Below are 13,319 nucleotides of genomic sequence, written 5' to 3'. Positions count from 1 at the left end.
GTTAAGTTGGGTTACTCTGAATCGGCGACTACTTCAGCTTCGTCGCTGGTTTCGACTTCAGCTTCAGCTTCCACTTCTTCTTCGGCTTCTCCCTTGGCTCGGCCGGCCGATTTCTGGCCGTCGCTGCCGCTGGTGGCAATCACGGAAGGACCGGTGATAGCTTCCTTTTTCGTCAAGGTCAGGCTACGCAGAATCGCGTCGTTGAAGCGAAAACCGGCTTCCAGTTCTTCCAGAGTGGCTTGGTCGCATTCGATATTCATCAGCACGTAGTGCGCTTTGTGAATTTTCTTGATCGGATAGGCCAAATGTCTACGGCCCCAGTCTTCCAACCGGTGAATTTTGCCTGCGGCTTCTTCAACGGTGGATTTATAACGTTCTACCATAGCCGGCACCTGAGCACTTTGGTCAGGATGGACTAAGAAGACGATTTCATAATGTCGCATGATTTCTCCTTACGGTTTGAAAAGCTTCCCGCCCGCGGGCAGTGAAGCAAGGATTCGGAGCCATAAGACCCCAAAAAGCTGGGCATTATAGAAACCGGCGTTGTTTTTGCAAAGCGATTTTTGCGGCAACGCCGGTCGGGGATCAGGCGAACAGGCTCAGCAAACCGTTGCTGGCGATGGCGCGGCCGGCTTCGATTTCGTCCAGAATGTTGGCCGCGGCGGCGTTGGTGGCCGCGGTGTCGTTCGAATCGGGATCTTGATTGCCGCTCCGGCGCTGGTCGCCGGCCATTTGGTAGGATTCGCGGCCCTGTTTTTGTTCGGCGTGTTGTTGGGATACGTTCACGTCCGCCAAATCCAATTTTTGCTCGCTCAACATTTCGCGCAGTTTCGGCAAGGCAGCTTCGATGGCTTCTTTGACTCCGGCATGCTGAGTGGTGAACGACACGCTGGTTTGATCCTGGTTGACGTCGATTTTGATCGAAATAGGCCCCATGTGTTCGGGGTTAAGCCGGATCTCGGCCGACGGGATATCCTGTTTGTGCATCCAAAGCAATTTTTCGCCGAGTTCGGCATTCCATTCCGGATGGTTCAAATGCCTGGAAATTTGCGGCGCGGCAGTGGGTGCGGCCGCGTCGGCCGATTTCGACAACTGGGCGATATCGGCCGCCAGCGCCGAAAATCCCTTGCCGTGCTCGGCCGAAACCGCGGCGCTTTTCGGCGCAAGCACATCGGGCTCGGCAGCCGGTTCGTTGCTGGCGTTATCCTGAGTACCTTGCCCGGCGGCGTTCTGGCCGGACACGGCCTGCGCCAGACCGGCATCGGCAGCGGACGCAGCCGAAGGCTCGCCTTTACCCAGCAGCGACGTAGCGTCTTGCCGGTTTTGCCCGACCGAGTCCGACCCATTTTTCTTGACCACGGCCAAGGCCTGACCCAGCGCATCGGCATTTTTCAACGCGTCGTCCAACACCGCTTCCTGAGTCATCGGCGTTTCGGCCGGTTTAGTGAAATTCTGAAGCGGCGAGCCGACGATAGCGGCCGTCTGTGCATCGGCTGCGGCATCGGCTTTGGCCTCAACGTCAGCGCCTGCGGCCGGCGCACCGGAATCGGCAGCGACGGTTTGCGCCACGGCCGGTGCAGCATCCAGGTTCTGCAAATACTGCAAGACGTCGGCCAAAGCCGCCATCGTATCGTCCAAATCGATATCTTGATCGAGTTTGGTTGCCGCAGGCACGTTATTGCCGAACAGAGCGGCAAATTCCTGCAGGTTGCGGCCGGTCAAATTTTCGGCAGACAAACCGCCCAACTGCGGCAAATTCGCCAATTCGCCGCCGTTTCCGGCGACCTTCATTGCCAAACATTGCTGCAGTTGCGCCAGTTGATCCAGGAAAGTTGCGGAAAACAGGCCGGCATTTGTGCCGTCGCCGAGCATGCCGGCGCCCAAACCGGCCGCCGCATCTGACGCGGCCAGCATCGACAGCGGATTAGAGCTTTGTATATTCATGACCATTCTCCTGACGTTTTTCTGGCATCAAGCACTTCCCGTGCCATTGCCGTTTACCATGCGCGCAGCCCGGTCGTCTTGCTCGGCCTGTTCCCGCTTTTGTTCGATTTTGACTTCTTCGGCCAACGCCAGCTCGCTGACTTTCCGCAAACTTTTGGTCCGTTGCCGGGAATCTTCCCAATGCTTGCGTGCCCGTTGTACCTCGCGTTCGTATTGCGCTACCACCTGCCGTTGGCTATCGATTGCGCTGTCCAGTTTTTCCGAAAACGCTCTGAACTCCAGCAGTTGGCTGACCGGTATTCCGCTTTGCTGGCGCGCGGCGAAATTTTGCAAATACTCCACCCGGTAATTCTGCAAGCTATCCAATTGCGCTTGCTGTTCGCGCAAGCGTTGTTGAGCGGCGCCCAATGCCGCCAACGCATCCTGTTCCTGGCGGGCTTGCAGTTCGATGACCACATTCAGGCGTTGCGACTTTTTCATCAGCTTGCCAATAATTGCGCCAGCTCGCTAATGCTGCGGCTGAGATCGACCGACTCGTCCATACTCTGTTGCAGAAAGTCCATGATCGCGGCGTTCTTGGCCACTGCGCGATCGATACGCGGATCGGAGCCGGCGCGGTAGGCGCCGACACTGATCAAATCCCGGTTCTGCTGGTAAATCGAATACAGCCGGCGTAAGTCCCGCGCCATCTGCATGTGTTCGGCCTCGACGATGTCCGGCATCACCCGGCTGATCGACGCTTCGATATCGATGGCCGGATAGTGTCCGGATTCCGCCAGGCTGCGCGACAATACGACATGGCCGTCCAGAACGCCGCGTGCCGCATCGGATATCGGATCGTTGGTGTCGTCGCCTTCGGCCAGAACTGTATAAAAAGCCGTAATCGAACCGCCGCCCTCGTCGCCGTTACCGGCCCGTTCCACCAGTTGCGGCAGTTTGGCGAATACCGACGGCGGATAGCCCTTGGTCGCCGGCGGCTCGTTGATAGCCAACGCGATTTCCCGGTAGGCCTGGGCATAGCGCGTCAAAGAATCCATCAATAGCAGAACATCCAGGCCCTGGTCGCGAAAATACTCCGCAATACTGGTCGCCAACATCGCACCGTGCATCCGCATCAACGGCGAGTCGTCGGCCGGCGACGCCACCACCACGGCCCGGCGCAAGCCTTCCTCGCCCAGAATTTTCAACACGAATTCGTTGACCTCGCGGCCGCGTTCGCCGATCAGCCCGACCACGACCACGTCGGCGTTGGTAAATTTGGTCATCATCCCCAACAGCACGCTTTTACCGACCCCGGTGCCGGCAAACAGGCCCATCCGCTGGCCGCGGCCGACGCTGAGGACGGCGTTGATCGCTCTGACGCCGACATCCAAGGCTTCGCGGATCGGTTTGCGGCTCAACGGGTTGATTGGAGTGCCGGCCAACGACACCTTGGCATCGGTATCCAGCGGGCCTTTGTTGTCCAACGGATAGCCGGAACCGTCCAGCACCCTGCCCAGCAGACCGAATCCAACCCGAGCCAAACTGTTCTTTCCCATCGGAATTACCCGGCAGCCGGGCTCGAGGCCGTGGGTGTCGCCGGTCGGCATCAGGTAAAGATGGGCGCCGCTGAAACCGACCACTTCGGCGGTAATGATTTTGCCGGACTTGGTGACGACTTGGCACAACGAACCGATGGCAGCCCGGCAACCCTCCGCCTCCAGAGTCAAGCCGACCATGCGCGACAATTTGCCCTCGACCACCATTTCCAGCGGCTCGTGCAAGCGTTGCCGGTAAGGCCGCAGGCGGGCCAACCACAACTCGGAACGGTCGGCATTCGGAATCATTTCTCGACGTCCTCGCGCCGGTCGCCGCCCAGCACGTTGGCGATGACGGCCGCCAGCCGGCTTTCGACGCTGGCGTCCACTCGGGAGACTTCGGTTTCGACGATACAGCCGCCCCGGCTTAACAACGGATCTTCCTGCAACCGCCAAGGCGGCATGCTCTCGTCCAATTTCAGCGCGCTGCGTACCAATGCCGCATCCTCGGGGTGCAAATTCACGGTGACTTTCTGCGCAGCCAGCGGCAGGACTTTGATGGCCTCCCTGACCACGGCAACGATTTCGCCGGGTTCGGATTTGAGCTCGCGCCGGATCAATTGGCTGGCGATGGCAATCGCCAGTTTCACCAATTCCTGCTCCACGGCATCGTCGAGCTTTTTGAAAGGTTCGCTTAACGCGTCGAGCAAACCGGCCAATTCGGCGGCCTGGGTTTGCAGCAGATGCAGGCTTTCCTCGTAACCTTGCTTGCGACCGGCTTCCAGGCCTTCCGCCCTGCCCTCGGCAAAACCTTGTTGCCGACCCTGTTCGAAGGCTTCTTCGTAAGCCTGTTTTTGGATTTCCTCGATCTGTTCGACCGTCAAAACTTCGGTCGCCTGTTCCAATTCCACCGGCTCCGAATGCGGTGGCGCCTTGAAATCCTGCAGGCCGGTCCAGGGATTCAAGGCCTGTAATTCGTCTTCGGAAAACTTGGTGGGTTTAGACGAACTCATCGCCGCCGCCGCCGCCCAAGCTCAATTCGCCGGCATCCGCCAAGCGTTTGGCGATCGCCAGGATATCTTTCTGTGCAGCCTCGACTTCGCTGAGCCGTGCCGGCGGTGCAGCCTCCAGATCGTCGCGCAGCATTTCCGCGGCGCGGCGCGACATATTGGCGAACACTTTGTCGCGCAGCGCCGCCTCGACACCGCGCAATGCCAGTAACAATTGATCGGTGGAAACTTCGCGCAGCAGGGTTTGAATACCGCGGTCGTCGACGTTGATCAGATCGCCGAACACGAACATCTTGTCCTGGATGCGTTGGCCCAGATCGGAGTTGATTTCGTTGATATCCTGCATCATCGGATCGCTGATGCCGCTTTCGATGAAGTTGAGGATGTTGGCTGCGGCGTCGATACCGCCGATTTGCGAAGACTTGACGCCTTCGCTGCCGGTCAGTTGTTTTTCCATGATGTCGTCCAACTCGCGCAATGCCGCCGGTTGCACGCCTTCCAACGTAGCGATCCGCATCAATATATCGGACCGCATGTTTTCCGGCAGCAGAGTCAGCACGTCTGCGGCCTGGTCGGCGTCCAGCAAAGACAAAATGATGGAGATGATCTGCGGATGCTCCAGCCGGATCAAATCGGCGATCGCGCGAGTATCCATCCACTTCAACTGCTCGATACCCTTGCTGTTGGCGCCGAGCAGAATGCGGTCGATGATGCTGCCCGCCTTGTCCGCCCCCAGAGCATTGGTCAACATATTGCGGATGTATTCGTCGGAATCCAGGCCCAGGCCGGTTTCGTTCTTGATTTCGATGATGAATTCTTCCAACACTTGGTCGATCATGCTGGACGTGATCGAGCCGAGCTGGGCCATAGTCGAGCCGACCAACTGCACTTCTTTGGGCCCCATGTGCCGCAGCACCGACGCCGCCCTATCCTGGCCGACCGCCAGCAGCAGCAAAGATGCGCGTTGCGCTTTGTTAAACTTGTCGTCCTCAGCCATCGTCTTTCAACCAGGATTTGATGACCTGCGCGACCAATTTCGGGTCTTCGTCGATCATTTTTTGTACGTATTCCAAACGTTTCTCGTAGCTTTGCGGCGCTTCCAGCAATAACAAGTCTTCCATCGCGCTCGGCAAGGCATGAATTTCGCCGGTTTCCTGGTCGACCTCGACCGGAACCGCGACCGGCCGACCCTCTTCGTCGAAACGCACCACGCCGCCGGTGGCTTCGGCAATCGCCCGCGCTTCTTCCAGAGCCTTTAATTGTTCTTCTTTGGTGATCAAACTTTTCAGCGCCGGCCGCAACACGCCCATGATCAGCAGCAGCACCACCAACACCGCACCCAACTGCTTCAGCGCGCTGGCGAACCAGGGTTGGTCCCAAATCGGTTCGGAAGGCAGGTCTTCCAACGCCTCGGGCAGTTTGAACGCCACATTGGTTACCGTGACCTGATCGCCGCGGCTGTTATCGTAACCCACCGCCTGCTTGACCAGATCCCGGAGTTGGTTCAAATCTTCCTGCGAATAAGCTTGTTGCGCGACCTTGCCGTCGGCTTGCACCACTTTTTTGTCGTCGACCACGACCGCGATCGACAGCCGGCGCAACGCCCCGGTCGCCAAGCGGGTATGGGTGATGGTTTTATCCAATTCGTAATTGCGCGTAGCCGACTTGCTGGCCGCACCGGATTCGCCGGTCGCCGATTTTTCCTGGCCGCTGGCCACTTCCGGCGCGACGCCGGTCGGCGGCGGCTGATTGGACAACGCCCCCGGCACGCCTTGAACTTTAGACGAAGAATTGGTTTCTTCCTGAGTTTGTTCGCTGCGCAAGGCCGGCAAATCCGGATTGAACATCTCCTGGGTTTTTTCGGTGACGGTAAAATCTACGTCGGCCGAAATTTGCGCGCGCATGCCATCGCCGCCGACCAGCGGCGTCAAGATATTCTCGATGCGCTCGCGCAAGTGTTCTTCGATATTTTTCTTGTACTCGAATTGTTTGCTGGACAGCGAAATGTCTTCGCCGCCTTCTTTGCTGTTCAACAGCCGGCCCTTTTGGTCGACCACGGTGACTTGGCTGGCTTCCATCAGCGGCACGCTGGACGCCACCAGATGCACGATCGATTCGATTTGCTCTTTTTCCAGCGAGCGCCCTTGGTAGAGCTCGACCACGACCGATGCGCTGGGTTTTTTTCGTTCGCGGACGAACACCGATTGCACCGGAATCGCCAGCAAGACTTTGGCGGCCTTGACGTTTTGAATGGTTTGGATGGTTAACGCGATTTCGCCTTCCAAGGCGCGCTGAAAGCGCATTTGTTCGACACTCTTGCTGGTACCGAAACCGTTCTCCTTGTCCAACAGTTCGTAGCCCAGGCTGGCGCTGCGCGGCAGACCTTGCGCGGCCAGCTTCAGCTTCAATTCCCTGACTTTATCGGCCGGCACCATGATCGCGCCGGAGCCGGTCTCGACTTTGTAGTCCACGCCCAATTTGGCCAGACTATCGAGAATCTCGGCCGAATCCTTTTCGGCGACGCTGGCGAACAGCAAATCGTAAGCCGGCGCCTGCGACCACAGCACCACCGCGACGCCGATGGCCACGCTCAGCGCCAACCCCAGCATCAGACCGACTTGGCGCGACACCGGCAACTTGCTCAGGCTGGTCAGCGCCTGTTGCATTTTACCGTTCTCGGCCGTCGCTTGCGGCCGCGAATCCATCGGTAGATTTCTGTCCAACTCGCTCATGGCCGGCTTCCGCTACGCTTAAATCGACATGCCCATCACGTCTTTGTACGCATCGACCAGCTTGTTACGTACTTGCAACATGGCTTGAAACGACACGCTGGCTTTTTGCGACGCAATCATGACTTCGGCCAGACTGACGTCGCTCTGGCCCATTTCGAAAGACTTCGCCAAATTGTTGGCGGTTTGCTGCGTCTGGTTGACCGAATCGATGGACTGTTTCAGCATCGCGGCAAAATCGCCGCCGCTATCGGCCGGCTGCGCTTTGCCGCCGGCTTCGATGGACATGGCCCGCATCTGGGCCAGGACTTGGTTGACATTGATATCTGACATGATATTGACTCGTGTGTATTGCCTGCCACTAGGCAAGCATTTTCCAGGCCAATACTCCTAGCCAGGCACAGCCACCCCCGCTTCCTTCATTCGCGCAATCTTGTAGCGCAAGGTACGGGGGCTGATGCCGAGCTTGGCCGCCGTGGCTTTACGGCTGCCGCTGGCGTCGCGGAGCATTTGCAAAATAATTTTTTCTTCGGCGGAGCGCACGCCCTCGCCCAAGCTGCCGGCCTCGTGGATATCGATAGCCGGGTCGTAGGCCCAGGATTCTACGGCAATTGTTTGCCCGGCGGCAGATTGGGCCGGCAAAATCGCGGTCTCGTCGTCCAAAATCAGCTCGTCGGCGCCGATAACGCCGTTATTTTGCAAGATCAACGCGCGCTGCACGACATTTTCCAATTCGCGCACATTGCCCGGCCACGCATACCGGCACAGCTTGTCCAATGCCGCGTCGTCGAAACGGCACAGCGGCCGGCCCGGCGCGGTATGTTTTTGCACCAGTTGCTGCGCCAACGGCACGATATCCGCCGGCCGCTCGCGCAAGGCCGGTATCTTTAACGGAAATACGCTGAGGCGGAAATACAGGTCTTCGCGAAACCGGCCTTCCCGGACATAGTCTTTCAACTTGCGGTTGGTGGTCGCCAAAATTCTGACGTTAAGCGCGATCTTGCGTTGGCTGCCGAGCCGCTCGACCTCCTTTTCCTGCAATACCCGCAGCAATTTGGCCTGCAGTGCGATATCCATTTCCGAGATTTCGTCCAACAGCAAAGTGCCGCCCTGCGCCGACTCGAACTTACCGGGTGCGGACTGGATTGCGCCGGTGAATGCGCCCTTTTCGTAGCCGAACAACATGGCTTCCAGCATGTTCTCCGGAATGGCCGCGCAGTTGATCGCCTCGAACGGTCCGGCATGGTAGTGGGAATTTTTATGGATATAGCGTGCCAAGATCTCCTTGCCGACGCCGCTTTCGCCTTCCAACAGCATCGTCACGTTGGTTTTCGCCACCTTGCCGGCCAAAGCATACAGTTTTTTCATCGCATCGTCGGCGACCACTCGCTCGACGGTAACCTGCGGCAACGGTGCGATCAACGCCGCCACCTTGTCGACCAATGCCGTCGCTTCGAAGGGCTTGATCAAATAATCGGCCGCGCCGGCCTGCATCGCTTCGACCGCCTTGGGGATCGTGCCGTAAGCGGTCATCAACAGCACCGGAGTATCGGCGAATTTTTGCTGCATATTGCGCAGTAACTGAAAGCCGTCCATCACCGGCATTTGTACGTCGCTGACCACCAGCCGAACCGAATGCTTGGCTAACTGGCTGAGCGCTTCGGTACCGTTTTTGGCGGCGGCGACGCGGTAACCCTCGATTTCCAAGGTATCGCATAAGGCTTCGCACAGCGCCGCGTCGTCCTCAACGATTAATACATCAAACTGCTTCATGGCTCTTCTCCGTAGCGGCGGCGCCGGCCGACAGGCTCAACGCGTTTTGGTTGCTGCAGGGCAGCGTCAAGGTAACGCAGGCGCCGTTTCCCGGCGCGGAGCGGCAACCGACCGTGCCGCCGTGGGCACGGGCAACGCTTTCGACGACCGCCAAACCCAGACCGGTGCCGTTGGATTTGGTAGTAAAAAAAGGCTCGAACAATTTGGCGCGTTGCTCGGGTGCGATTCCGGGACCGTCGTCGGCGACGCTGATAGCGATGCCGCCAACCCCGACCGTCGCCCGCACGCTGATTTTTCGCGCACCGGCTTCCGCGGCGTTGTTGATCAAATTCAGTAACGCACCGCGCAGGGCGTCCTGGTTGCCGAACAACAACAGGTCTCCGACCGAGTTGTCGATATCCAATTCGCCGCTAAAGCCATCCTTGGCTTCGCGCAAATGCGCCATCAACCGGTTCAATGAAAAACCCTGCATCGCCATCCGCCCCTGCTTGGCGAAGATCAGCATGTCGTTGACCTGCCGCTCCAGGTAATGCAGGCGCTCCAGAATTTTTGCGGAAAACTGGCGGCGCTTGTCGTCGGCAATTCCGGGCCGATTCATTTGCGAGGCATACAGGATCGCAGTCGCCAACGGCGTGCGTACTTGATGCGCCAGACCGGCCACCATTTCCCCCATCGCGCTGAGCTGCTTCTGCTGCACCAGCGTCTCCTGCAACGAACGGATTTCGCTGACATCGGACAGCAGGATGACCTGCTCGGCATCGTTACCGAGCACGTTGTGGGTGATGTTGACTTTACGACCGTCGCGCAATTGCCGCTCGTGCGGAGATTCGAACACCGGCTGCAAACTTCTGCCCACGACATCGGACCAGAATTGGCCGAGCAACGGTTCGCCGAGGTAATCCAGCGCATGGTTGTTGCAATCGACTACAACGCCTTGCGCATTCAACACCACCACCGCCGCCGGCAATGCCGCCAGAATTTGCTGCAAACGGCTGGCCAACCTCTCTTTTTCGACCAAGGTGCGCAGACGCTCGTCGCGGGCGGCGGCCAGTTCCCGATTCAACCTGGCGATTTGTTCTTCCAGGCCCTGGTAGGAATGAGTCAAATTCGCGGAAAGCTCGTTGAACAAGCGAAACGCGTCGGTCAGACGTTCGGCTTTTTGCTGTTGCTGAAACGATAAAGAGTTCATCGATATTTCACCAAATTACTTTAATCGCCGAAAAGCAAAAAGCAGACCACAATAATATTTGATTCAAAAACAGAGCGTTACAACTCAATGCCAAGATTTTGACGGACACCATTCCGATCAAACGCAAGCCGAATGCGGCCCGCGCTTCCAGACGGCAACCCAGCGCCGGACGTTATGAAATGCGGATGTCGCTTAACTGGAGACAAATCCGCTTTGCGGCTATCCTATGCCGACTTTTTGAACGAAAACGGTCCCCCCCCCCATGCGCATATCCAAACTACCCTCGCGTATCACTTTCGGCACATGGCTATTGGTTGCCGGTATTGCGCCCATAAACTACGCTCTAGCCGACGACGTGCTGGCCGGACAATATTACGAGCGGGCGTTGCAGGCCTATCGGGAACATAACAACGAAGCAGCCATTATCGAGCTGAAAAACGCGCTGCAGCAGAACGAACGTTACGTCGCTGCCCACGTGTTACTCGGCGATATCTACTTGCAACAAAAATCGCTTTCCGAAACGGAAGTGCAATTGAACCTGGCCAAGCAACTGGGCGCAGACCCTTCTTTAATCGTCGAGAATCTGGCCAAACTCTATACGTATGAAATCCGCTACAACGACTTGATCAAGGAAATCGATCCGGTCAAGTTCAACAATGAGTTGCGTCCGATTTTGCATGTCTACCGCGGAAACGCCTATCTTCAGCTCAATCAAATCAGCGAAGCTTTGAACGAATTCGACAGTGCGGCGCAAATCGATCCCAGCCACGTCGCCGCGGTCGTCGGCCGCGCCAATGCGCTGTTAAAGCGCGGCGACCGGAAAGGTGCCGATCTGGCTGCCGATAAAGCCATGCAGATCCAACCAGACGACCACGGCGCCTGGTTCGCCAAAGGTTCTATCAAGCATGCCAATATGGAGCTGGAGGAAGCGCTCAAGTTTTACGACAAGGCGGTCGAACTGAATCCCGACCACGTCGACACCCGTTTGGCGCGGGCCGGTTTGTTGATGGACTTAAAACAGGACGATAAAGCCAAGCAGGATTTGGAATACGTGCGGAAGACCTACCCGTTCGAACCCAAGGCTGCTTACCTAAACGCAGTGTTACTGGATAAAAATAAGCAAAAGGAAGCCGCTGCCAAGGAGCTGGTAGCCGCCGCAGATATAATTTCATCGATAAAGCCGGAATACTTATCCGCGCATGGCTCGACCTTGATGCTGTCCGGCTTAGTAAATTACAGCCTACAGCGATTCGATCTCGCTGCCGAATATCTCCGCCTTTATGTCAAGCAATTCCCCGAACAGTCCGGCCCATACACACTGCTAGCCACAATTCTGTTGAAAAAAAACGAACCGGAGCAAGCGATCGAGTTACTTCGCCCTATCCAAATCCACAACCCGCAAGACTCTCGATTGGCCTACCTATTAGGAAATGCGTTTATGCAGGCAGGCAAACACGACATGGCGAACATAATGTTCGGCAAGGCCGCCGCGTTGGGCGATGGTAAAGGAAGCCTACAAGCCGAGATCGGCTTGAATCGGCTGGCGATGGGCCAGGAGCAAGCCGCGACTCAAGACTTGGAAGCAGCTTACAAGCAAAACCCCGACTCATTACAAGCCGGCATTCCGCTGGTAGCCCTAAAAATGAGCCAAGGCGACTCGGAAAGCGCGTTACAAATCGCTCAAACGCTTTATAAGAAAGCGTCGAAAAATTTAACACTTCTTAATTTATTGGGTACAGCCCAGGTCAGCCACGGCCAATACAAACAAGCCAGGCAAAGTTTCGAGAAAGCGATCGAATTAGATCCGAATTTTCTCGCCGCGCAAATTAACCTAAGCAAACTCGACGTTGGCGAAAATAAATTCGATCAAGCTCGACAACGCCTGCAAGCCTTGAATCAAAAGGACCCGAACAATCTGGATATTTTGGTGGAATTGGCCAAAGTCGAGCAAAGCGCCGGACGCCTCGACGCTGCCAGCGATTGGCTGGAGCGGGCAAAAAAGCTGGATTTAAAATCATTACCCGTGCTTTTGGCATCGGTAGATTTGAATTTAAAGATGGGTAAGGTTAGTGAAGCGACTGCGGCCGCACAAGCCGCAGAAGCCCTCGATAAGAACAACCTGCATGTTATCGATGCGTTGGCGCGCAGCTACTTGGCCAGCAACAATCGAGAAAAGGCCCTGGGCGTGTTCGTCCGAATGGCCGACCAAGCGCGCTTTAACGTAAAACAACTCTACAAAGCAGCCCGATACCAAATCGACGCCGGCGACTATTACGAAGCCATCAAAACCCTAAAAAAAGCCGTATTGGTGGACGAAGGTCATATCCCGTCGCAAATTGCGTTGGTCGAGATGGAACTTAATCATGGCAAGCCGGTATTTGCCGCAAGCCGTGCCGAAAGCTTAATGAAACGCTACCCAAAACGGGCTTTCCCGCGCCAACTGCTGGGCGACGTTGCCCTGCATGACCAAAACTTCAGCTTGGCCAACAGCCACTACCAAGCCGCATTCGAACTGGAACCGAACACGACATCGTTAATGCAGCTCTACGACAGCTTGTACAAAACTAACCAACCGGATAAGGCATTTACCTTGCTGGAACAATGGGTAAAAAAACATTCGCAAGACTACGTACCAATGGCTGCATTCGCTAACGAATTATTGAAGAGCGGAAACTTCAAAGAAGCGGAAAAATATTACGATCTATTACTCAAACAATACCCCAACGAACCGCAATTCTTGAACAATCTGGCTTATACCTATTTGAATCTTGGCAACAACAAAGCACTCTCGTTAGCCGAACAAGCCCATAAACTGGCCCCCGGCCAGGCGGCAACCAACGATACGCTGGGTTGGATTCTGGTTAACTCGGGCCAAGCGGAACAAGGCCTGCATTACTTGCGTAACGCCCATTCGCTGCAATCGCAAGATCCGGAAATTCGCTACCATATCGGTGTGGCGTTGAGCAAAATGCAACGCAACGACGAAGCCAGGCAAGAACTCGAACAAGCGTTAAAAGCCAATACGCTGTTCAACGGCCGCGACCAAGCGAAGGTACTATTGGAAAAGTTACGCTGATAATCGAATACACAGCATCTGTCGTATTTTTTTACAACATCGCAGCCATTCGACAAAAAACAAAACGCAACCATTTGTTTT

Annotated in this window: 11 protein-coding genes; 1 reads left to right on the top strand and 10 read right to left on the bottom strand. The window is 56.4% G+C overall.

Translation table 11 applies throughout. The features are described from left to right. Nucleotides 1-11 precede the first annotated feature (11 nt). The 10 genes from rpsF to MKFW12EY_RS08575 all read right to left on the bottom strand — a co-directional run bounded on the left by rpsF (nucleotide 12) and on the right by MKFW12EY_RS08575 (nucleotide 10,162). Nucleotides 12-443, bottom strand: coding sequence for a 30S ribosomal protein S6 (gene rpsF, locus MKFW12EY_RS08620; RefSeq protein WP_054758674.1), 432 nt, complete (start codon nucleotides 441-443; stop codon nucleotides 12-14). A 142-nt stretch (nucleotides 444-585) separates the two neighbouring features. Beyond that, a complete protein-coding gene (locus MKFW12EY_RS08615) occupies nucleotides 586-1,944 on the bottom strand; it encodes a flagellar hook-length control protein FliK (RefSeq protein WP_221054372.1) in 1,359 nt (452 codons plus the stop codon). A gap of 27 nt (nucleotides 1,945-1,971) precedes the next feature. Beyond that, on the bottom strand, nucleotides 1,972-2,424 hold the full coding sequence (gene fliJ, locus MKFW12EY_RS08610) for a flagellar export protein FliJ (protein WP_054758664.1): 453 nt from the start codon (nucleotides 2,422-2,424) through the stop codon (nucleotides 1,972-1,974). Further along, nucleotides 2,424-3,770 (bottom strand): flagellar protein export ATPase FliI, encoded by a 1,347-nt coding sequence (gene fliI / locus MKFW12EY_RS08605; RefSeq protein ID WP_064025133.1) that lies wholly within the window; start codon nucleotides 3,768-3,770, stop codon nucleotides 2,424-2,426. Before fliI ends, fliJ begins: the two co-directional genes overlap by 1 nt. After that, nucleotides 3,767-4,474, bottom strand: a complete 708-nt coding sequence (locus MKFW12EY_RS08600) for a flagellar assembly protein FliH (protein ID WP_221054371.1) — start codon at nucleotides 4,472-4,474, stop codon at nucleotides 3,767-3,769. Before MKFW12EY_RS08600 ends, fliI begins: the two co-directional genes overlap by 4 nt. Then, nucleotides 4,461-5,468: a flagellar motor switch protein FliG gene (gene fliG, locus MKFW12EY_RS08595; protein ID WP_054758662.1), complete on the bottom strand. Its 1,008-nt coding sequence runs from the start codon at nucleotides 5,466-5,468 to the stop codon at nucleotides 4,461-4,463. Before fliG ends, MKFW12EY_RS08600 begins: the two co-directional genes overlap by 14 nt. Next, nucleotides 5,461-7,203, bottom strand: a complete 1,743-nt coding sequence (gene fliF, locus MKFW12EY_RS08590) for a flagellar basal-body MS-ring/collar protein FliF (protein ID WP_054758661.1) — start codon at nucleotides 7,201-7,203, stop codon at nucleotides 5,461-5,463. The genes fliG and fliF overlap by 8 nt, the downstream gene beginning before the upstream one ends. A gap of 18 nt (nucleotides 7,204-7,221) precedes the next feature. After that, complete coding sequence (gene fliE, locus MKFW12EY_RS08585; protein WP_054758660.1) at nucleotides 7,222-7,533, bottom strand: flagellar hook-basal body complex protein FliE; 312 nt, start codon at nucleotides 7,531-7,533, stop codon at nucleotides 7,222-7,224. Between the two features lie 57 nt (nucleotides 7,534-7,590). Further along, a complete protein-coding gene (locus MKFW12EY_RS08580; protein ID WP_221054370.1) occupies nucleotides 7,591-8,973 on the bottom strand; it encodes a sigma-54-dependent transcriptional regulator in 1,383 nt (460 codons plus the stop codon). After that, nucleotides 8,960-10,162: a sensor histidine kinase gene (locus MKFW12EY_RS08575; RefSeq protein ID WP_054758659.1), complete on the bottom strand. Its 1,203-nt coding sequence runs from the start codon at nucleotides 10,160-10,162 to the stop codon at nucleotides 8,960-8,962. The genes MKFW12EY_RS08580 and MKFW12EY_RS08575 overlap by 14 nt, the downstream gene beginning before the upstream one ends. 262 nt (nucleotides 10,163-10,424) lie before the next feature. Between MKFW12EY_RS08575 and prsT the strand changes: the two genes are divergently transcribed. Further along, nucleotides 10,425-13,238: an XrtA/PEP-CTERM system TPR-repeat protein PrsT gene (gene prsT, locus MKFW12EY_RS08570; protein ID WP_221054369.1), complete on the top strand. Its 2,814-nt coding sequence runs from the start codon at nucleotides 10,425-10,427 to the stop codon at nucleotides 13,236-13,238. Nucleotides 13,239-13,319 lie beyond the last annotated feature (81 nt).

Source organism: Methylomonas koyamae, assembly GCF_019669905.1.
Taxonomy (GTDB): Bacteria; Pseudomonadota; Gammaproteobacteria; order Methylococcales; family Methylomonadaceae; genus Methylomonas; species Methylomonas koyamae.
Note: the sequence above shows the minus strand (reverse complement) of the source record. Positions and strands in the feature narration are given on the sequence as shown.

Excerpts from the sequence above, each read along its gene's own strand:
- rpsF (WP_054758674.1), bottom strand. The coding sequence starts at position 443 with ATGCGACATTATGAAATCGTCTTCTTAGTCCATCCTGACCAAAGTGCT.
- MKFW12EY_RS08615 (WP_221054372.1), bottom strand. The coding sequence starts at position 1,944 with ATGAATATACAAAGCTCTAATCCGCTGTCGATGCTGGCCGCGTCAGAT.
- fliJ (WP_054758664.1), bottom strand. The coding sequence starts at position 2,424 with ATGAAAAAGTCGCAACGCCTGAATGTGGTCATCGAACTGCAAGCCCGC.
- fliI (WP_064025133.1), bottom strand. The coding sequence starts at position 3,770 with ATGATTCCGAATGCCGACCGTTCCGAGTTGTGGTTGGCCCGCCTGCGG.
- MKFW12EY_RS08600 (WP_221054371.1), bottom strand. The coding sequence starts at position 4,474 with ATGAGTTCGTCTAAACCCACCAAGTTTTCCGAAGACGAATTACAGGCC.
- fliG (WP_054758662.1), bottom strand. The coding sequence starts at position 5,468 with ATGGCTGAGGACGACAAGTTTAACAAAGCGCAACGCGCATCTTTGCTG.
- fliF (WP_054758661.1), bottom strand. The coding sequence starts at position 7,203 with ATGAGCGAGTTGGACAGAAATCTACCGATGGATTCGCGGCCGCAAGCG.
- fliE (WP_054758660.1), bottom strand. The coding sequence starts at position 7,533 with ATGTCAGATATCAATGTCAACCAAGTCCTGGCCCAGATGCGGGCCATG.
- MKFW12EY_RS08580 (WP_221054370.1), bottom strand. The coding sequence starts at position 8,973 with ATGAAGCAGTTTGATGTATTAATCGTTGAGGACGACGCGGCGCTGTGC.
- MKFW12EY_RS08575 (WP_054758659.1), bottom strand. The coding sequence starts at position 10,162 with ATGAACTCTTTATCGTTTCAGCAACAGCAAAAAGCCGAACGTCTGACC.
- prsT (WP_221054369.1), top strand. The coding sequence starts at position 10,425 with ATGCGCATATCCAAACTACCCTCGCGTATCACTTTCGGCACATGGCTA.